The sequence below is a fragment of the Paenimyroides ceti genome (assembly GCF_030409925.1).
This window is the reverse complement of the sequence record NZ_JAUFQU010000001.1, coordinates 2555459-2574844: the sequence shown is the minus strand read 5'-3', so window position 1 is coordinate 2574844 and position 19386 is coordinate 2555459. Positions and strand designations below refer to the sequence as shown.

The window sequence follows — 19386 nt, the reverse complement described above, 5'->3', positions numbered from 1 at the left end:
TGTTATAACATGCCGTCCAGAAATTTAATGCCGATGACGATTCCGTCTCTGCTAACACCAGACTCATAAGAGCGTACATAATCTATGCGAAACGGACGGAATTTTCCGAATCCGAAGTTCTCCAGTCCAATGCTGTATTCATAATAAGTACTATAACTTTTTGTCTGTAAGGAATGAAATCCAAGTACTAAATTCCATTGAAATTTATTGATAAGCGGAACTTTATTCAGTATAAATCCTTTAAAATTGTGTTCAAAATGGCTTTCTAAAAAGGTGTTGTTTGTACTGTGACTGTAATAGGGTAGTAAATTAAAGTTTTGAAGGTAATCTTTAGTTGTACCTACAAAGGTTTCATTTCCATAAAAATGCTTGTAATCCATAAAAGCGATGTTGCTGGCATTAATGAAAAAACCTCCGTTAATAAATCCGCCAAAATTACCGATATAGCCCAGAGAGGTATTGTATTTAAGTGAGGCTCCCAACAATTCATAATTATAGCTTTTTTCTGACGAAGCAAAGCCTTTTTCATAATTCAGATTTAGTAAAGGATATTTAGTATTCTTGTAGTTTTCCTTTTTATAAGGATACATAATGTATTTCTGGTCAAAACTGATGGTAGCATTCAATTTCAATTTTACAATATGGTTTTCGATAAATCCTGCATCGGTAAAGTTATCCGGATCGACAGGATTATTGGATGAAAAGGATTTGTTCTTTACAAACGGAGAGTTTTTTACCTGATTAAACAAAGGTGTACGATTTGCATATTCTATGTCAGCCTTGGTAAAAATACCATTATAAACTTCCTGTTCATACTGTACACGGATAAAATCTTTGTGGTAAAATTTTGCATAGTTTTTTCCAAACCAGGAAGAGCTGATGGAGTTGATGATTTTTTTTATGGGATAATCTTCTCCAAACTGATGTACAGTTGAACCTCCGGTAATATCAAGTTTTGAGTAATACACACGATCAAATAACTGTGAGTAAAATCCGGAAAAACGAGGCTTGTTTTCTGCGATACCATAATTTATAAGTCCGCCTACTTCATAAAATGTTTTCTTGGTAGGGTTTTCTTTGAGATAAGACAGTCCGGTAGTGACATTAAAACCTTGAACGGCATTAAAGGCAAAAGTAGATAAAAGTCCGTTGTATTTATAGGTGCGGTTGTTGTAGCTGTTTCGGTATTTATAGCCCTGTACCAACTTAAACAGATTGAATTTATTATGGACCTTGTCTAAAGAATCCTGATAAGCCCTTGTACTGCTTTCCGCAAGTTTTTTATCATTTTCGTTATAATCTCTATATTCAAGATTTGTCAACGGTATGGGTCTGTTTTCTTGCCAAAATTCTTTAGAGCGATTGTTAGAACCCGGTTGAAAAGTAATGATTTCATTTGAAAATGTCTTAGCCGGGAAAGAAGGAATTTCTTCTAAATTATTATAGATATAATTAAAGTTTCCTTTGAATTTAAATACAAGTATCTTACCGTTGAAATCAATAATCTGGCTATTTTTAATCCATGCATTATGGTCTTTTATATAAGAGAACGTCTGCCTGATAAAGAAATCATCAATCTGGGGTACTTCTACTTGTTTTCCTTTCACAGTTGCATCGATAGCATATATTTCCCATGAACCATCAACGATGTATATATATCCATCAAGTACAGGTTCGCTGGTACGTTTTGGCTTTACTTCAATTTTGTATATAAGCTGTTCGGTCTGGTCGTCTGTAAAGGCTTCCATAAGCTTAAAATTATAATAACTCGGAGCAATCGGAGCTAATGGTGAAACAAGTTTCCATGAATAATAAGCAATATTCTGATAAAAATCAAAATTAGCACTAAGGCCGGAATTAAAGCTAAATCCGTTATCGTTACCGCTGATTTTTGAAGCTTTTATCTCTTCTTTATAATGATTCGGTTTTTCTACAGCTATTTTAGAGAAAGTTTCAGACAAGTAAATGAATTTATTCTTGAGCGAATCAATTTTGAGGTTAGGATCGAGTTCTTCAATATTATAGCCTAAAAACTTTTTGGGATAATCTATAACCTGAATGGACCCTTTTGAATAAAAATCAGAGGTATACTTTTTTATACGAGCATCATTCTTTTTTCGATGTTCACTGGCTTTTTTTATGATCCATGTTGCTTTATCTTTTCCCTTCGGAGTTTCGATCAGCATTTCATCCAAGACAGAAGCTTCTTCTTCCATTGATACATTAATTTCAAAAGGAAATTTGTCTGCTGTTACTTTTTTTATCAGTGTTTTATAACCTAATTGTTGAAAAACAAGCTGGTATTTCCCTTTTTTAGGAACATCAAGGTCAAATAAACCATTTTCATTGGCAATTGTAGAAAAAAAGGTGTTTTCAACCGAAACATTTACATACGATATTGGAGTACCATCTTTGGTAGTTACTTTTCCTGTTATTTGAGCATGAGACAAATATGGGAAAAAGAAGAGCACTATAAGAACCAATATTTTCATTCTATAAAAAAGATTGAATGGCCAATTTATAGGAATTTAACCCAAATCCGATAATGATTCCCTGGCAGACCGGTGCGATGAATGATTGATGTCTGTATATTTCTCTACTATACGTATTGGATATATGTACTTCTATCACAGGTGTGGTAATTGCCTTTACAGCATCTGCAATAGCAATGGATGTATGGGTATAGGCAGCAGCATTTAATACAATTCCGTCATAATCATAACCTGCTTCCTGAATTTTATTAATGAGTTCACCCTCTACATTACTTTGAAAATAATCGATTGCAACCTGAGGAAATTCTTCTTGTAAATGAGACAGGAACTCGTCAAAGGAATCCGAACCATAAATGGCTGGTTCTCTTTTTCCAAGAAGGTTGAGATTAGGACCGTTAATAATCAAAATTTTTTTCATCAAACAAATTTAAAGGTAAAAATAGTTTTAAATGTATATAGAACTCTTAAAAATTATGAAAATTTTAATAATAAGAGTTTTGTTAATGAAAATTACTTTAGTTGTTGCTTATTGTTTGATATTGATTATAATAATGTTGTTTTTTTTGAATATATTATTTTATAAATTTAAAATAGTTGACATTTTAATAAAAAAAACTGTTTTAACAAATGTTATTTTAGTATTAAATTTGCGGCAACAAAAAATAATTTGAAATGAAAAAATTAGTATTAAGTTTAGCAGTTGTTGCATTAGGTTATAGTGCACAGGCTCAGGATCAAGAATTTGGATTTAAAGAAGGAGATGTTATTTTAGAAGGAAATGTATCTTTTAACTCAACTAACGACAAGAATACAGATGTAAAAGAAAATTCTTTCAACTTCGCACCTAAAGCAGGATTATTTGTTTCTGATAAATTTGCAGTTGGAGTTCAACTTGGTATCGGTACTGATAAGACTAAAGCAGGATCTACAGTTACTTCTAAGCAAAACGATATGTTCATCGGAGCATTTGGTCGTTACTATTTCTTGGAATTAGGTAGAAGATTTAAAACGTATACAGAAGTTGGTTTAGGATATGCTTCTACTAAAACTGAAACTGCAGGGGTTAAAAATCCAGATGTAACTGGTTTTTCTGCTGGAGCTGGTTTAGGGATCAACTATTTTGTAACTCCTAAAATCGCTATTAACTTCGGATTGTCTGACGTATTGTCTTACAGATCAGGAAAAGTTAAAGGTGGTGAAAATGTATCTGAATTTAATGGAAACATCAATGTTTTCAATAATTTCTTTGATGCAGCTACATTTGGTTTGACTTACAAATTCTAATTATTATAGAAGAATCTTTAAGCCTTTCGGAATTCCGAAAGGCTTTTTTTGTTTATATATTTATGTAGATTTCTAATTTTTTTGTATAATTGTTATATTATTCTATAAAATAAATCATTGTTTACATGAAAAAATTTATACTGTCACTCGGAGCCATAGCATTTCTGTCATTGACTGCAACAGCTCAGCGTAATCCCAATAACCCGGTTGAAACGGGAATGAAAATAGGAGGAAACATGTCAACGTTATCCGGTGAAAACGGACAGGATTATAAGCCTGGTGTTCATGTAGGTGCTTTTGTTGAGTATCCGTTATCCTACTACAAAAAGTTCGCATTACAGTTGGAATTAATGTACTCAATGCAAGGGTATAAAGGAATTGAATATGATCAGTATGATCTGACAACTTATAAAATCAATGGTACTGAGAGGCTGGAGGATGTAACACATCATTATCTGTATCTGCCATTACAGGTAAAATATTATGTGAGTGATAATTTTTCTGTAGAATTGGGAGGTCAGGTTGGTTATATGGTAGCAGCAAGTGGTCAATATGATATGAACAGATATAATCCTGTGCGTAATTTGGTAAATCCTTCAAGCGGTTTGGAAGAGGCATTATTTGAAGCCGGATACCGAAGCAATAAGCCAAAAGATTTTTATGAAATGTTGGATTATGGTGTTACTGCGGGTTTTTCCGTTTATCTTAACAATGGTTTTTTTATCAGCGGAAGGTACTATTACGGACTTCAGGATGTTTACAAACTTGATAATGACGATAAGAAAGTGCCAATTCCGGCAAAAACTCCCGGTATGACAGACGAGATGTATCAACAGCTTATAGGTCAGGTAAATTTCATCAACAAACATATCAAAACAGATCCGTTAAATAATTCTGTTATTCAGGTTTCTGTAGGATACCGTTTTTAAAAAAAAATAAAAATCGTAAATTGAACCATCTTTATAGATGGTTTTTTTTATGAGACAAAATTCGATTTCCTGGAAAAATTACAGAAAACTTTTTAATGATTATCTAAAACTTGAAAGAGGTCTTTCTAAGAATACCATTTTGAGTTATGATTTTGACCTGACAAAATTTCAACAGTATATTAATAATTCCTATCCTGCAATAAAAATAGAAGATATTGATGAGGAAATCGTAAGGAGCTTTATTTATGAGATTTCAGAATTTATAGCTCCCAGTACCCAATCACGTATACTTTCTTCCTTAAAAAGTTTTTTTGACTTTTTACTACTGGAAAAATATATAGTGAAGCATCCGGTTATTTTTATCGAATTACCACGTCAGGGAAGAAAGCTTCCTGATGTATTGTCGATGGAAGAAATAGACGCTATGATTGCGTGTATTGATATGTCTAAGGACGAAGGAATGCGGAATAAAGCAATGCTGGAAACGCTATATAGCTGTGGCCTTCGGGTTTCAGAATTAATCAATCTTAAAATTTCTGATTTGTATTTTGAAGAAGGTTTTATTGTAATAACAGGTAAAGGAAACAAACAACGATTTGTACCAATATCAGAATCAGCGGTTAAATGGATTATCCTGTATAAAGATGAAATAAGAAAACATTTAAAAATAGATTCTTCTTATGAGGATGTTCTTTTTTTAAACAGAAGAGGTACGCAGCTTTCAAGAGCTATGGTTTTTACAATAGTAAAAGAGCTGAGTATCTTGGCTGGAGTTCGCAAAAAGGTAAGTCCGCATACTTTCAGGCATTCCTTTGCTACTCATTTGTTGGAGAACGGCGCAGATCTTCGATCTATCCAACTCATGTTGGGGCATGAATCTATCACTACTACAGAAATATATATGCATATAGATCGTAAACGCCTTCGGGAGGTCGTAAATCAGTATCATCCTTGGGCTGTCAAGGATAAGGCATAAAAAAAGAGACGAAACGTCTCTTTTTTATTTCTGAATAGTATTTTGTTTTCTTATTTTGCAATATTTACCACTCTGGTTTCTCGGATTACAGTAACCTTAACTTGTCCGGGATAGGTCATTTCTGTCTGTATTTTTTGTGAAATTTCAAAAGAGAGGCTTGCTGCCATATCATCAGTTACTTTTTCACAATCAACAATTACCCGTAATTCTCTACCTGCCTGAATGGCATAAGCGTTTTTAACACCTGTAAATCCGTATGCAATACCTTCAAGATCTTTTAATCTTTGAATGTATGAATCAAGCACCTGTCTTCTTGCTCCCGGTCTTGCTCCGGATATAGCATCACATACCTGAATAATCGGTGAAATAAGAGAAGTCATTTCTATCTCATCATGGTGAGCTCCGATAGCATTGCATACTTCTGGTTTTTCACCATATTTTTCTGCCCATTGCATTCCCAGTAAAGCATGCGGAAGTTCACTTTCGGTTTCCGGTACTTTTCCTATATCGTGTAGTAATCCTGCTCTTTTTGCCAGTTTTACATTTAACCCTAATTCGGCTGCCATAATACCACATAGTTTAGCAACTTCTCTGGAGTGGTGTAAAAGATTTTGTCCATAAGAAGAACGGTATTTCATACGACCCACTGTTTTGATCAATTCAGGGTGTAATCCGTGAATTCCTAAGTCAATTACTGTACGTTTTCCGGTTTCAATAATTTCTTCATCAATTTGTTTAGCTGTTTTGGCTACTACTTCTTCAATTCTTGCCGGGTGAATACGACCATCTGTTACCAATCGGTGCAATGCAAGGCGTGCAATTTCTCTTCTTACCGGGTCAAAACAAGAAAGGATAATAGCCTCCGGAGTATCATCAACGATGATTTCTACACCGGTAGCTGCTTCCAGAGCACGAATGTTTCTTCCTTCTCTACCAATAATTCTTCCTTTCACATCGTCAGATTCAATATTGAAAACAGAAACACAGTTTTCTACAGCTTCTTCGGTTCCAACACGTTGAATGGTGTTGATGATTATTTTTTTAGCTTCCTGCTGAGCAGTAAGTTTTGCTTCTTCAATAGTGTCCTGAATGTGAGACATTGCAGAGGTTTTTGCTTCTGCTTTTAAACTCTCTACCAATTGATTTTTAGCTTCATCAGCAGATAAACCAGCTATTGTTTCAAGTTTTTCTACCTGAATACGGTGCAGCTTTTCGATTTCCTCTGTCTTTCTTTCTAAAATTTCAGTTTTGGCATCATATTCCTGAATCTTTTTTTCACTTTCTTCTGCTGCTTTTTTAGCACGTGCAAGTTCATTAGAGATTTGTGACTCTTTGTCTCTTGTTCGTTTTTCAGCTTCCGCTATTTTTTTGTCTCGGGAAAGGATGATCTGTTCGTGTTCAGATTTAAGCTCAATGAACTTTTCTTTAGCCTGTAGAATTTTGTCTTTTTTGAGAGCTTCTCCTTCAGCTCTTGCATCTTTTAAGATGGTTTTAGATTCGCTTTTAGCGTTCTTGATAATTGAGGAAGCGTTGTTTTTTTCCAGGTATTTTGCAATACCAAAACCAAAACCGGCTCCTACAATTACTCCGCAAATAATAAATATTAATGTGTCCATTTTTAAATTGAATGATTATAAAAAGCCCACATTAGTTGAGTTGCATAAACTCTGAATAAACAAGTTTTGAACTATCTTGCTCTTCAAGGATCTACTATAAAAAGTAGCATGCTTTAGTAGCAACGCTTCGTTCATTTTAATTTGTTAGCGTTGAGTTTATCAAACGGTTTCTAATGTGGGCAGTCTTTATACTTCTTTAGCGTATCCTTGGATCGGTAAAAAAGTGCAAAATGCTAAATATTTTATTTTAAAAAACGATCTAATGAATCATTAATAGCGGTTAATCTGTCAATAGCTTCTTCATAATCTTCATTGGTCTGAATTTTTTTTTGCTCTGTCATTGCTGCAAATTGTAAAGCACACATGGCCAATACATCCTGTTTGTCTCTGACGGCATAGTTTTCTTCAAACTGTTTGATCATCACATCAATTTTTTTTGAAGCCGTTCTCAATCCCTCTTCCTGAGCGTACTCAACTGTTAAAGGGTAAACCCGATCGGCAATTGATATTTTTATTTTCAATTTCTCCTCCATAAATTATACTATTGGGATAGTTGAGAAATACAATGATCGATTTCGCGTACTAATGAATTTATTTTTAGTTTCGTTTCTTTTTTAAATTCTTCACTGCCCAGTAATGAATTGGTTATCTTTAATGATTCATATTGCTTTGTTAAGCGTTCTAATGATTCACTAAATTTATTTTTTTCTTGAATTTCCAGCTTAATTTTCTCTTCCAATGCTGCTTTTTCTGTTTCCAGAAATTCAATTTTCTGCATAAGCAATGCAAACTTTTTTTCAATGTTTTCTATTAAAATACTAAGTTCACTCATTGTGTATGCCATCTCATTACGCTATACAAAGTTAATATTAGTTATCCGAATATAAAAAAAAATGTTTGATTAAAACTAAAAAATCTTAATAATAATGTTCATTTGGTAAAAAATTGTATATTTAATTACGTATAATTTTTTGATTTTGAGAAAATTGTAAGCATGAAGAGATTTTTGATCTTATTTTTGTTACTTTCCAACCAAAGTTTTGCACAGGAATATCCGCAAAATTATTTTGGATCTCCGTTGCAGAATGATTTGCTTTTAAACGGAACTTTTGGTGAACTCAGAAGAAATCATTTCCATTCCGGACTTGATATAATGACTCAAAGAAAAACCGGATTGCCGGTATTGGCAGCTGCAGACGGAGTAGTAAACAGAATTAAAACGGGTACTTTCGGATATGGTAAAGCACTATATGTGCGACACGATAATGGTTTTACAACGGTTTATGCTCATTTGGAAAAATTTGCCTCTCCTATTGAAGAATATGTGAAAGTGGCACATTATGAACAGGAAAGTTTTGAGATGGAGCTTTATCCAACAATGGAAGTGCTCAGGGTAAAAAAAGGTGATGTTATAGCCTATTCAGGAAATACGGGGAGTTCCGGTGGGCCTCATCTTCATTTTGAAATTAGGGATACTGATACGGAAGAAGTCATTAATCCTCTTTTGTTCGGTTTTAATAACAGTATACGGGATACAGAAAGACCTGTTTTAAATGAAGTACTGGTGTATCCACTTAATGATACAACTGTTATTAATCAGAGACAGCAGGTGCTTCCCCTGCATCTGGTAAAACAAAAAGAAGGTTCTTATCGCTCCGATACAATATATGTAGATGGAACTGTTGGTTTTTCTGTGAATAGTTACGATACATCTGACAAGAGTTATGGTAAAAATGGTGTTTACAGAGTAGTGCAAAATGTAAACGGCACAAAAACGTATGAAATGATTTTTGACCGATTTAGTTTTGATGACACGCGTATGGTTAATTATTATATAGATTATGCGCGATATCAGGAAATCAATAAACAATTTCAACGCTTATTTTCCGTGTCAGAAATTATTTTGCCCCTTTTGAAAAATCATAAAAATTTCGGAAAAGTAAAGGTGCTGCCTGAAAATTCGTATGATGTAAAAATTGATATAATAGATTTTCATCACAATGTCACTTCAGTATACATACCTGTTGTTTATAAAGAACAGTCATCTGTTGTGAATGCTCAAAAAGAGGGTACTGTGAGAATTGACTGCCGTAGAGATTATATTTTTGAAGAAGGACCGGTTTCAGTGGAGTGGGATGCTCAAACCTTTTATGAAGATACAGCTTTAATAATCGAATTTCTCGATCATGGAATAAAACTACATAAGGATACAGCACCTCTCAATAAAAAAATAGCGTTGCGTATCGATGTTTCATCCATGTCTATCAATAAAGAAAAAGCGTTTATCGGATTAGAACAGGGAAATAAAGTACGCTATTTTTCAACATGGAAGAAGTCAGACGATTTCAGAATACGTACGAACCTATTGGGAACCTATAAAATTTTTGTAGATGAAGAAAATCCGATTATCAAGCATCCGAGTTTTAAAGAAAATCAGTTGTTGAAAACTCAGGACATGATCAGTTTTGAAATTGAAGATATGTTATCAGGTATTAAAGAATATACTGTAATGATAAATGACAAATGGGCTTTATTCGAATATGATTATAAAACAAAAAAAATTGTTCATCAATTATCAGATAATATTGCAGTAAAAGGTAATAATAAAGTATTGGTCAGCGTTATCGATAATGTTGGAAATAATGTTAAATTTGAAACATCATTTCATCTAAATTAAAATATATTCATTTTGAAATTCAACTATATCTATCTCATCCTGCTACTTCTTACTGGAATCACAGGGTTTTCCCAATCGGCGAAAGTTAAGGGAGTTATTCTCAATGCTTATGATCAGGCCGTTTCTGATGTAACGGTTTCGGCTGGAAATGTATCAACAACGAGCAACAGTAATGGGTTTTATATATTAGACGTAAAGGCAGATCAGGTAATTGTGATCAGTTATATGCATGTGGGATACCAAACCATTAAAGTACAGGAACGTTTGGAAGTAAATGAAGATAAAGAAATAAACATCCGTCTTACCGATACTTCTGAGCAGATGGCAGAATTGATTATTGATAATTCTGATAATGAGAGAGCATCAGGACAGGTAATGATATCACCAACAGTTATCAGAAGAATTCCGGGAGCTAATGCGGGAGTTGAAAATATTCTTAAAACACTTCCTGGAGTGTATTCTAATAATGAATTAAGTACCCAATATGCTGTTCGAGGAGGGAACTATGATGAAAATCTGGTGTATGTAAATGAGATAGAAGTGTACCGGCCTTTTTTAATTCGTTCGGGGCAACAGGAAGGATTGAGTTTTACAAATACCTCTATGTTACAAAGTGTAAACTTCTCAGCAGGAGGATTTCAAGCCAAATATGGCGATAAGTTATCATCTGTACTGGATATGCAATATAGAAACCCGACTAAATTTAAGGCTCAGCTTGAAGCGAGTATGTTGGGAGGCGGTGCTACTGTAGATTTGGTTTCTCCCAATCAGAAATGGAGTGCAATTGCAGGTATCCGTTATCGAAATAATGCTTTATTAGTAAAAACTCAGGATGTAGACATTGATTACCGACCTCAATATCTCGATTTTCAATCTATTATAAATTTCAATGCTTCTTCTAAATGGCAGTGGAGCTTTTTAGGTAGCGTATCCGGTAACATATACGATTATAAACCTGTTTTTGGCCGCACCGATTTCGGAACCGCAGCTAATCCATTGAGTATGGTTATTCAATATGATGGAAGAGAACTGGATAAATACCAAACGTATTTCGGTGCTCTAAAATCAACCTTTAAAGCCAGTGAAAACAATACATATAAGTTTATTGCTTCTGCTTATCATGCTAAAGAGCAGGAATATTATGACATACTCGGGCAATACAGTATTGGAGAGGTAGATAATAATCTGGGATCTGATACATACGGACAGGTTTTGTATCCGAGAGGAGTAGCATCACAGTTGAATCACGGTAGAAATGATTATGATGCATTGATTGTAAGTGGTGAGATTAAAGCACAGCACAAAATAAAAGACAATGAAATAGAATGGGGAGTACGCTATGTGTCTGAAGATATCCGTGATCGGTTGGTTGAATGGGAAGTTGTGGATTCTGCAGGCTTTGCTATTACACCTCCGATTGGTGGCTCCAAGAACAACCAGCCTTATGATCCGTATTATGGACCTTTGGCACCCTATCAGAATGTTCGGGCTACCAATAATGCTACAATTAACCGCGCCAATGCTTATCTTCAATGGAGCAGAAGAACTAATATTGGTGAAAATGAAATTTGGCTTAATGCCGGATTGAGAGCACATCAATGGATTGTGACTGCTAATGATGAAAAAGGAAAAGCGCAGATGGTGGTTAGTCCGCGTTTTCAGGTAGCCATCAAACCGAATTGGGAAAAAGATATGATTTTCAGATTGTCAGGCGGTTGGTACCATCAGCCTCCGACGTATAGAGAAATCCGTGCTATGGATGGTACTCTGAACAAAGATGTAAAAGCACAGGAATCAATTCATCTGGTGCTGAGTAATGATTACAGTTTTAAAATAAAATCGACCCCATTTAAGCTTACTACTGATGTATATTATAAAGATTTGAGTAATGTAAATGTTTATACATTGGAAAATGTACGCATTCGTTATATGGCGGATAACAATGCTGAAGCGTATGTTTATGGCGCCGATATACGGTTAAACGGTGAAATTGTACCCGGAACAGAATCCTGGCTTTCCTTTGGTTATTTAAAAACGGAAGAGAATTATAATGATAGGGGGTATATTGCCCGGCCAACAGATCAACGACTCAAATTCGGATTAATGTTTCAGGATTATATGCCTGCTATACCCAATCTGAAAATGTATTTGAATCTGGTTTATAATACAGGTTTGCCCGGAGGTTCTCCTTCTTATGCAGATCCGTATGATTATCAGTTAAGATTGAATGATTACAAGAGAGCCGACGCGGGATTCTCTTATGTCTTTAAAGATGAAAGCATACAGACGGAAAGAAACTGGCTTAAAAATTTTGAGGAAGTCTCTTTAGGGTTTGAAATTTTTAACTTGTTTAACAATGCCAACGCTATTACAAATACATGGGTAAGAGATGTATACTCAAAATCAATGTATGGTATTCCTAACAGAATGACGATGCGTACTTTTAATGTTAAATTAAACTTTAGAATGTAATTAGATTGTGATACACTTATTTTATTTTTATATTTGATTAGAAAAAACAACGATATGACATCTCATAAATTAATAGCTTTTGCTTTGTTTTCCATGATTTTAGTTTCGTGTAACAAAGAGGAAAAGCCAAAAGTTATTTACGAAAATAAGGTGGATCAGCAGGAAGTAGAATATCAGAAGATTGATTCTACTGAAATTAAGATTGCAGATCTTCCTATTCATATTACCGGAACTAATTATATCGTACATCCGATAGGCGATGTGCGTGTGTATAATTCTTCTTCAGGAAAATCAGGAAGTTCAAAAACAAATCGTATTAGCTATACAATTTCAAATTACAGTTATCCTGAGATTACAGGTTATCTGAATAATCTTATGTTTCAGCATAAAGATTCCCTTTCTATGCATTCTCTCACAGATAACCGTATGCAGATTAATACTGTTACATATCTTGATAAACTGAGCAATCCTGATAAGAAAATTCTTGTCTATACTTTGGTAGATAAAGATACCAACAGAGATGGTAAATATGATAGTAATGATATTCAGTCCCTCTATATATCAAACATAGACGGTTCTAAATTTACTAAGCTTACAGAAGAATTACATGAACTGGTAGATTGGAATGTTATTGATGTTAAAAACAGACTATACTTCAGATCAATTGAGGATATCAATAAGAATGGTGCTTTTGACAGTGATGACAGCATCAATTATTTTTATGTAGATCTTTTATCGGATGATTGGAAACCACAACCATACAATCCAATGCAATAAAAAAAGGTTCCGATTATTAGAGTGCACCCAAAAGTTTAGACAAATTTATAATTAAATTTGATAATAATGAGCTCGGTATATTACCGGGCTCATTCCTTTTAAATTCAGTTTAATTCTATCGTTGTTATAGTATGTAATGTACTTTCTTATCTCTTGTTTCAATTGATTTATGGAGCTAAACTTTTCAAGATAAAATAACTCTGATTTAATGATTCCAAAGAAGTTTTCAATAACTGCATTATCCAGGCAATTTCCTTTTCTTGACATACTTTGTTTGATTCCTTTATCTTTTAGGAGCCTTTGGTACTGTTTCATCTGATATTGCCATCCCTGATCAGAGTGTAATATAAGATTGGTATTATTGCTTATTTTCTTAAATGCCTTTTTAAGCATATTAATGATTTGTTCAAAGTTTGGTCTTTCTGATAATTCATAGCTTATTATTTCTCCATTGAATAAGTCAATAATAGGAGACAAGTATAGTTTGTTTCCTTTTACATTAAATTCTGTTATATCAGTTGCCCATTTTTGATTAGGTTGCTCTGCTTTAAAATTCCGTTGCAATATATCAGGCAAGATTTTGCCATGTTCTCCTTTGTAGGATTTATATTTTTTTACCCTTATCAAGCTTTTTAAACCAAGAACTTTCATTAATCTGAGTACGGTTTTATGATTGATTATAGTGCCTTTATTTCTAATCTCAAGAGTGATACGGCGATAACCTAATCTTCCTTTATGGCGATGATAAATTGTCTTGATCCACTCTTTAACCTCATGGTATTTATCTTTAACCTGATTACTCTTTTGATAGTAATAATAACTGCTTCGTGCCATACCCGTATAATCCAATAGAGCAGTTAAATCATACCTATGCCTTAATTCATATATGGCTTGTGCTTTTTGTTTTGCTTGGCTTCTTCGGCTTGAATTAAGGCTTGTAACTTTTTTAGGTAGTCAACCTGCATACGTAAAGATTCATTTTCAAGTAAAAGTTCCTCTTCTCGGGTAAGAGGTTTAGTGGATTTTTTTTTAGCTCTTTTGTAAGTCATAGATTTTGGCCGGCCTTTGGGTTTATGTTGTAAGCCTGCGGATCCTTGTGCTTTAAATTTTCGTTGCCAATTAATAATTACTCCATCATTGGGAATATTAAAGAACAAACAGGCTTCACCCAAAGATAAAGACTTCTCTTCAATGGTACGTATAACTTTTAGCTTAAATCGGAACTGTAATTCTGATTTTTACGAGATAACAGTCCTTGCTTCCCATATTTTACATAAAAGTTCAACCACCTCCCAAGATTAGTTGGGCTGATTCCATTTTCAACAGCAACCGATTCTTTTGACCTGTTTTTATTCAAAACCTCACCTATGCAGCGAAGTTTAAACTCATAATTGTACTTGACTTTTCTTTCCATAAAAATGCCCCCAAATAGTGTCTAACTTTTTGGGGGCAGTTCATATTATCGGAACCTTTTTTTATAAAATTATTCTTTTATCGGTATGGCTGATAGAGAGTAGCAGCAAAAAGGTAATAAGCCCGTTTACAATGATAAGTTCATTATCAAATACATAATTTCCAAACAGTAGAGATGAATTGTTGCTTATAAGTAAAGTAATAAACGGAGCTGCAATACATATTATTGGTACCCATTTATCCATTACCTGCCTTTTTTTCATAATTATTCCAAAAGCAAACAGTCCCAGTAATGGACCATAGGTATAAGAAGCAATTTTAAAAATCATGCTTACCACTGAAGCATCATTAATGGCATTAAACAGAATAATAACACCAAACATGATGACAGAAAATGTAAAATGAATCCATTTTCGAGTACGTACATTATTGGTTTTTTCTCTGTTATCAGGTTTATCCATATTAAGGAAATCAATACAGAAAGAAGTTGTTAATGCGGTTAAAGCAGAGTCAGTGGTTGCAAACGTAGCGGCAATAAGACCTAATAAAAATATAACTGAAGGAATAATCGTCAAATGGTTGAAAGCAATTTCCGGAAATAATAAATCAGTTCTGGGTTTTCCAGTGATAGCGTCTAAAGGAACCGAAATTCCGTTATTTTCAGCATAAATATATAGCAGTGCTCCTACACCCAAAAAGAATAAATTAATGACAACAAAAATACCTGTAAATGTAAACATGTTTTTTTGTGCTTCTTTAATATTGACCAAACTCAGATTCTTCTGCATCAGGTCTTGGTCCAGTCCGGTCATGGCTATAGTTACGAACATACCTCCTAAGATTTGTTTTACAAAGTGAAATTTGCTGGATACAAAGTCTTCAAAAAAGAAAATTTTTGAATAGTTACTTTCCTTCACTACTTCAAAGGCTTGTATCACAGAATAATCCAGTGTATTACATATAAAGTAAATCGTAAGTATGACAGAACTGACCAAAAATAAAGTTTGTAGCGTATCTGTAATGATGATGGCTTTTAATCCGGACTTATAAGTATAGGCATAAATCAAGGCAAGAGAAATAAGACCTGTTACAGCAAATGGAATTCCAAAATAGTCAAATACATACCTCTGAAATACGATAACTACCAGATATAAACGAAAAGCAGATCCTATCGTTCTGCTTATTAGGAAAATACTGGCAGCTGATTTATAACTGTAAAATCCCAATCTTTTTTCAAAATATTCATAAATAGATACAAGATTGAGGCGATAATATAGTGGTAATAGTATTGTAGCAGTTACAATAAATCCCAATGCATTACCGATTACGAACTGAAAATATTTAAACTGTTCTCCACTCGGAGCCCCGACTTCACCAGGTACTGAAATAAAGGTTACACCCGACAGGGCAGTACCAATCATTCCAAAAGCGACAAGATACCACTTTGAATTTTTATTTGCCTGAAAAAAAGCTGCATTACTACTGTCTTTTCTACTAACCCAACGGGAAATACCTATTAATACTCCGAAATAAATAATCAGGATCGATAAAATAAGAATTGGAGACATATGTTTAAAATATTAAGCGTTCAAAAATAACGAAATAAAAATGTATCCTGCTTTTTAGATAACATTTTTTATCTTTGCTTTATGGATTTTCCTTCGAAATTATTAGAAAACGCAGTCAATGAAGTGGCACAATTACCAGGTATTGGTAAGCGTACAGCATTGCGTCTGGTTTTATTTTTATTGCAACAGCCTTCAGATCAGACTATGGCTTTGAGTAATTCTTTACTGGCATTGCGCAATGATATTAAATATTGCAGAAGCTGTCATACCATCTCAGACAATGAATTGTGTGAGATATGTAGTAACCCATCTCGAGATCATGCAACTATTTGTGTGGTAGAAGATATCAGAGATGTCATGGCGTTGGAAAATACACAATTATACAAGGGCATTTATCATGTATTGGGAGGCAAAATTTCTCCTATAGATGGTATCGGACCAGGTCAGTTAAACATTAAAAGTCTTGTAGAAAAAGTCAGAAACAGCAAGGTAAATGAACTTATTTTTGCCTTGAGTTCTACTATGGAAGGTGATACGACAAATTTTTATATTTACAGACAAATAAAAGATTGTGAGATTATTACATCTACTATTGCAAGAGGTATTGCTGTCGGGGATGAATTGCAATATGCAGATGAGGTAACGTTAGGAAGAAGTTTGCTGCATAGGGTTCCTTTTGATAAGGAATTTAAAGACTTGTAATTTTTCTGAGAGCAACAATTTAGCACGTTGTTTTAATTGACTATTTTTCTTCTCGGCAGATTAACCCAAAAGTATTGATCTTTAAACAGGCATCCTAGATGCATTTCGGGGGTCAATGTGTTTTTTCCATCTTATTAAAACAAAAAACTTGGAGCTTTTTGTAACATGCCCTTTAAACAAAGTTGTTGACCAAACTGCCGATCAGAAAAAGAGTAATTATCCATTTATTATTAGTGAATCAGTTCATATTTTTTCGATTTTTTAGGATCAAAATGAAAAAGATTCAGATACTTCCATGTAAGTATTGTTAAAAAGGGTATTACAAATATGGAATTGTTTTTAAATTAAAAAGATTAATATAGCCCAAAGTGGCTAATAAAGAGTAGTTTACAAGAGTGGGAAATCCAATCGGTAACGATTTAGTAATGGTGCTTACTGCACTCGCTTTCATCTGATTACCTTGTAAATCAATACTGCAAATATAAAAAAATAAAGGGTAAAGTACATAGGTGCTTTACCCTTTTTTTCTTTCCTCTCATACAAAAATTATGAAAAAAAATTCCCCCACTGTGGGGAACCTGTGATATTTATTCCAGTATATTTTCCAAATTTTGGTTCATCATCAATAGATGTAATTCCGAAACAGATAGTGATAACTTTTAAAAGACTAAGCTATGGAAATCCTGTTGAGTAAAATATTATCGCAAATAAGGTATCAAGAAGATAAACTCGCTTCCGATTTGATGCCAACGGCGGAAAAGGCGTATCAAATGACCTTATTCCTGAATGAAATGCTTCTTAAAGTAAAAGCCAAGATTGTGCAAAGTGGGTTTAAGAACGAACAGCAGGAAATTAACTTTTTTAAGAACATCAAACCCCAAATCTTAGGAAAGCTCATCTACTACAATAAAGTATTTCGATTTGAAACGACCTGTCCGGTCAGCACAGGGAAAATACATCAGAGTTATTACGAGAATGAATTAAAATCTCTCAAATCAGAATATAAGGAGAGTATTTGCAATACCTATTTTTACAGGTACTACCGTGCAGGAAGAACAGACCGTGACCACAGCTATTTTATGCTCGGAAAAATTAATTACCACGATGGTTTAAATAGCGGAGTTTTTGAAATAGACCTTAGCTTTTCCACTTATTACGATAACAAAATAGCCCATATTATTGCCAATGAACTACTCTATACTTATTTGCTAAACAAAATCAATCCCGAAGAAAATCCTGACTTCGTTTTACTAAATGACGATGTGAATAAGGATATTTCGTGGACTAATTCGCAAAACGCACTTATCGAACTGATATATGCCCTGTATGCTTCCAGTTCTATCTCACACGGAAGTATCGGTATCAGAAAACTGGCTTTGATTTTTCAAATCCTGTTCCGAACTCCTGTAAATGATATACATCACGCTTTCCACAGAATGAAAACCCGTGCAGGTTCCCGAACGGCATTTTTAGACCAGCTTAAAGTTTCATTGGAAGAATATATGGATAAAGACCTTTGACTATTAAAAGGCATTGGTTCAAAGCAGTACATTTATGTGTACTGCTTTTTTTTACCCATATCTGCCAATTGGCAAATGAAGGCAAAATAACGTAGTTAATAATTCAAAAGCCCTCGAAACCCTTATTAAACAAGGGTTTTTCCCGATTGCAAAAATTTTCAAAAAACCGTCAAACCAATTGGCAGACATTGGCAGACAAACTTTGCCACCCTTAGCAATTTTGCATTGTGAACATTAATAGCAATGCAATGAAAATAATCACTATCGAAGAAGAAGCGTGGCAACAGCTCAACAGCCGTATCAATGCGATTGCCGATTATCTCAAAAGGTTAAATGATACAAGCTACGATGACTTGTGGCTGAACAACCACGAGGTATGCCAATACCTGCACATCAGCGAAAAGACTTTGTGGCGTATGCGTACCAAAGGCGAAATAGCTTATTCAAAACTTTACGGGCAATACTTCTATACGATTGGAGCAATCAAGGATATGCTCAATGCCAATGCTATACAAAGCAATGATGAATTTGTACAGGAGCTTATGGCAAAAGGCAAAAGCTATATCAAGAAAGGTAGAAAGCTGAAATCAGGTAAATCTTAAAACGTGCGGTTATGAACATTGACAGAATGGAATTTTTGGCGTGGATGGAACGCCTAATGGAACGCCTCGATATGCTGGGCGACAATATAGACAGCTTACAAAAGAAACGCAACAGCATTGACGGAGAGGAATTGCTCGACAATCAGGATTTACTGCAAATGCTGAAAATCAGCAACCGTTCCCTGCAACGGTATCGCTCCATCGGCAAGTTGCCCTATTACACCATAAGTGGCAAACTGTATTACAAACTGTCTGACGTGCATCAGTTCATCAGGGAAAGTTTTAATCCGCCTTTACCCAAACTGAACGCCAATGGATGACAAACACTGCCTTTGACTGCCATATCAGGCAAGTGAGC

Annotated in this window: 17 protein-coding genes, 1 other RNA gene and 1 pseudogene; 10 read left to right on the top strand and 9 right to left on the bottom strand. The window is 34.3% G+C overall.

All coding sequences use genetic code 11. The features are described 5' to 3' along the window. Positions 1 to 2 precede the first annotated feature (2 nt). Both QW060_RS12825 and aroQ read right to left on the bottom strand, forming a co-directional pair. Positions 3 to 2492: a DUF5686 and carboxypeptidase regulatory-like domain-containing protein gene (locus QW060_RS12825; protein WP_290363882.1), complete on the bottom strand. Its 2490-nt coding sequence runs from the start codon at positions 2490 to 2492 to the stop codon at positions 3 to 5. A gap of 1 nt (position 2493) precedes the next feature. Next, positions 2494 to 2910, bottom strand: coding sequence for a type II 3-dehydroquinate dehydratase (aroQ, locus tag QW060_RS12820; protein ID WP_290363881.1), 417 nt, complete (start codon positions 2908 to 2910; stop codon positions 2494 to 2496). 254 nt (positions 2911 to 3164) lie between these two features. Here aroQ and QW060_RS12815 point away from each other — a divergent pair, with 254 nt between their 5' ends. From QW060_RS12815 to xerD, 3 genes are all read left to right on the top strand, one after another. Further along, positions 3165 to 3776 (top strand): outer membrane beta-barrel protein, encoded by a 612-nt coding sequence (locus QW060_RS12815; RefSeq protein ID WP_290363880.1) that lies wholly within the window; start codon positions 3165 to 3167, stop codon positions 3774 to 3776. Positions 3777 to 3901: 125 nt separating this feature from the next. Continuing rightward, positions 3902 to 4705 (top strand): porin family protein, encoded by an 804-nt coding sequence (locus tag QW060_RS12810; protein WP_290363879.1) that lies wholly within the window; start codon positions 3902 to 3904, stop codon positions 4703 to 4705. A gap of 49 nt (positions 4706 to 4754) precedes the next feature. Further along, positions 4755 to 5681, top strand: coding sequence for a site-specific tyrosine recombinase XerD (xerD, locus tag QW060_RS12805; RefSeq protein ID WP_290363878.1), 927 nt, complete (start codon positions 4755 to 4757; stop codon positions 5679 to 5681). A gap of 50 nt (positions 5682 to 5731) precedes the next feature. Here the strand turns inward: xerD and rny are convergent, their stop codons facing one another. The 4 genes from rny to QW060_RS12785 all read right to left on the bottom strand — a co-directional run bounded on the left by rny (position 5732) and on the right by QW060_RS12785 (position 8141). Then, complete coding sequence (gene rny, locus QW060_RS12800) at positions 5732 to 7297, bottom strand: ribonuclease Y (protein ID WP_290363877.1); 1566 nt, start codon at positions 7295 to 7297, stop codon at positions 5732 to 5734. 46 nt (positions 7298 to 7343) lie between these two features. Further along, positions 7344 to 7453, bottom strand: a non-coding RNA gene (gene ssrS / locus QW060_RS12795) — 6S RNA. 86 nt (positions 7454 to 7539) lie between these two features. After that, the gene (locus QW060_RS12790; protein WP_290363876.1) at positions 7540 to 7830 is read right to left on the bottom strand and encodes a cell division protein ZapA; all 291 of its coding nucleotides are present in this window, start codon (positions 7828 to 7830) and stop codon (positions 7540 to 7542) included. Positions 7831 to 7838: 8 nt separating this feature from the next. Then, on the bottom strand, positions 7839 to 8141 hold the full coding sequence (locus QW060_RS12785) for a hypothetical protein (protein WP_290363875.1): 303 nt from the start codon (positions 8139 to 8141) through the stop codon (positions 7839 to 7841). A 150-nt stretch (positions 8142 to 8291) separates the two neighbouring features. Here QW060_RS12785 and QW060_RS12780 point away from each other — a divergent pair, with 150 nt between their 5' ends. From QW060_RS12780 to QW060_RS12770, 3 genes are read left to right on the top strand one after another with little or no spacing between them, the layout of a single operon-like run. Then, positions 8292 to 9974, top strand: coding sequence for a M23 family metallopeptidase (locus QW060_RS12780; RefSeq protein ID WP_290363874.1), 1683 nt, complete (start codon positions 8292 to 8294; stop codon positions 9972 to 9974). Between the two features lie 9 nt (positions 9975 to 9983). Continuing rightward, positions 9984 to 12446 (top strand): TonB-dependent receptor, encoded by a 2463-nt coding sequence (locus QW060_RS12775; RefSeq protein WP_397386094.1) that lies wholly within the window; start codon positions 9984 to 9986, stop codon positions 12444 to 12446. 54 nt (positions 12447 to 12500) lie between these two features. Further along, positions 12501 to 13223, top strand: a complete 723-nt coding sequence (locus QW060_RS12770; RefSeq protein WP_290363872.1) for a hypothetical protein — start codon at positions 12501 to 12503, stop codon at positions 13221 to 13223. Between the two features lie 51 nt (positions 13224 to 13274). On the opposite strand, the pseudogene QW060_RS28480 reads toward QW060_RS12770, so the two are convergent. Together QW060_RS28480 and QW060_RS12750 are read right to left on the bottom strand one after the other, a co-directional pair. Next, a pseudogene (locus tag QW060_RS28480) lies at positions 13275 to 14637 on the bottom strand (IS3 family transposase). A 61-nt stretch (positions 14638 to 14698) separates the two neighbouring features. Continuing rightward, positions 14699 to 16204 (bottom strand): sodium:solute symporter, encoded by a 1506-nt coding sequence (locus QW060_RS12750; RefSeq protein ID WP_290363869.1) that lies wholly within the window; start codon positions 16202 to 16204, stop codon positions 14699 to 14701. Between the two features lie 81 nt (positions 16205 to 16285). Between QW060_RS12750 and recR the strand changes: the two genes are divergently transcribed. Then, positions 16286 to 16906: a recombination mediator RecR gene (gene recR / locus QW060_RS12745; protein WP_290363868.1), complete on the top strand. Its 621-nt coding sequence runs from the start codon at positions 16286 to 16288 to the stop codon at positions 16904 to 16906. A gap of 319 nt (positions 16907 to 17225) precedes the next feature. Here recR and QW060_RS12740 read toward each other — a convergent pair whose 3' ends face one another. Then, positions 17226 to 17357: a hypothetical protein gene (locus tag QW060_RS12740; RefSeq protein WP_290363867.1), complete on the bottom strand. Its 132-nt coding sequence runs from the start codon at positions 17355 to 17357 to the stop codon at positions 17226 to 17228. A gap of 223 nt (positions 17358 to 17580) precedes the next feature. Between QW060_RS12740 and QW060_RS12735 the strand changes: the two genes are divergently transcribed. The 3 genes from QW060_RS12735 (at position 17581) to QW060_RS12725 (ending at position 19348) form a co-directional block, all read left to right on the top strand. Next, positions 17581 to 18426 (top strand): RteC domain-containing protein, encoded by an 846-nt coding sequence (locus QW060_RS12735; protein WP_002996078.1) that lies wholly within the window; start codon positions 17581 to 17583, stop codon positions 18424 to 18426. 248 nt (positions 18427 to 18674) lie between these two features. Continuing rightward, positions 18675 to 19028: a helix-turn-helix domain-containing protein gene (locus QW060_RS12730; RefSeq protein ID WP_002996076.1), complete on the top strand. Its 354-nt coding sequence runs from the start codon at positions 18675 to 18677 to the stop codon at positions 19026 to 19028. A gap of 11 nt (positions 19029 to 19039) precedes the next feature. Next, positions 19040 to 19348: a helix-turn-helix domain-containing protein gene (locus QW060_RS12725; RefSeq protein WP_002996071.1), complete on the top strand. Its 309-nt coding sequence runs from the start codon at positions 19040 to 19042 to the stop codon at positions 19346 to 19348. Positions 19349 to 19386: the final 38 nt, after the last annotated feature.

Coding starts and splice junctions, on each gene's coding strand:
- QW060_RS12815 (WP_290363880.1), top strand. CDS start 3,165: ATGAAAAAATTAGTATTAAGTTTAGCAGTTGTTGCATTAGGTTATAGT.
- QW060_RS12785 (WP_290363875.1), bottom strand. CDS start 8,141: ATGGCATACACAATGAGTGAACTTAGTATTTTAATAGAAAACATTGAA.
- QW060_RS12770 (WP_290363872.1), top strand. CDS start 12,501: ATGACATCTCATAAATTAATAGCTTTTGCTTTGTTTTCCATGATTTTA.
- recR (WP_290363868.1), top strand. CDS start 16,286: ATGGATTTTCCTTCGAAATTATTAGAAAACGCAGTCAATGAAGTGGCA.
- QW060_RS12725 (WP_002996071.1), top strand. CDS start 19,040: ATGAACATTGACAGAATGGAATTTTTGGCGTGGATGGAACGCCTAATG.
- QW060_RS12810 (WP_290363879.1), top strand. CDS start 3,902: ATGAAAAAATTTATACTGTCACTCGGAGCCATAGCATTTCTGTCATTG.
- QW060_RS12750 (WP_290363869.1), bottom strand. CDS start 16,204: ATGTCTCCAATTCTTATTTTATCGATCCTGATTATTTATTTCGGAGTA.
- QW060_RS12735 (WP_002996078.1), top strand. CDS start 17,581: ATGGAAATCCTGTTGAGTAAAATATTATCGCAAATAAGGTATCAAGAA.
- QW060_RS12790 (WP_290363876.1), bottom strand. CDS start 7,830: ATGGAGGAGAAATTGAAAATAAAAATATCAATTGCCGATCGGGTTTAC.
- QW060_RS12780 (WP_290363874.1), top strand. CDS start 8,292: ATGAAGAGATTTTTGATCTTATTTTTGTTACTTTCCAACCAAAGTTTT.
- QW060_RS12825 (WP_290363882.1), bottom strand. CDS start 2,492: ATGAAAATATTGGTTCTTATAGTGCTCTTCTTTTTCCCATATTTGTCT.
- rny (WP_290363877.1), bottom strand. CDS start 7,297: ATGGACACATTAATATTTATTATTTGCGGAGTAATTGTAGGAGCCGGT.
- QW060_RS12730 (WP_002996076.1), top strand. CDS start 18,675: ATGAAAATAATCACTATCGAAGAAGAAGCGTGGCAACAGCTCAACAGC.
- aroQ (WP_290363881.1), bottom strand. CDS start 2,910: ATGAAAAAAATTTTGATTATTAACGGTCCTAATCTCAACCTTCTTGGA.
- QW060_RS12740 (WP_290363867.1), bottom strand. CDS start 17,357: ATGAAAGCGAGTGCAGTAAGCACCATTACTAAATCGTTACCGATTGGA.
- xerD (WP_290363878.1), top strand. CDS start 4,755: ATGAGACAAAATTCGATTTCCTGGAAAAATTACAGAAAACTTTTTAAT.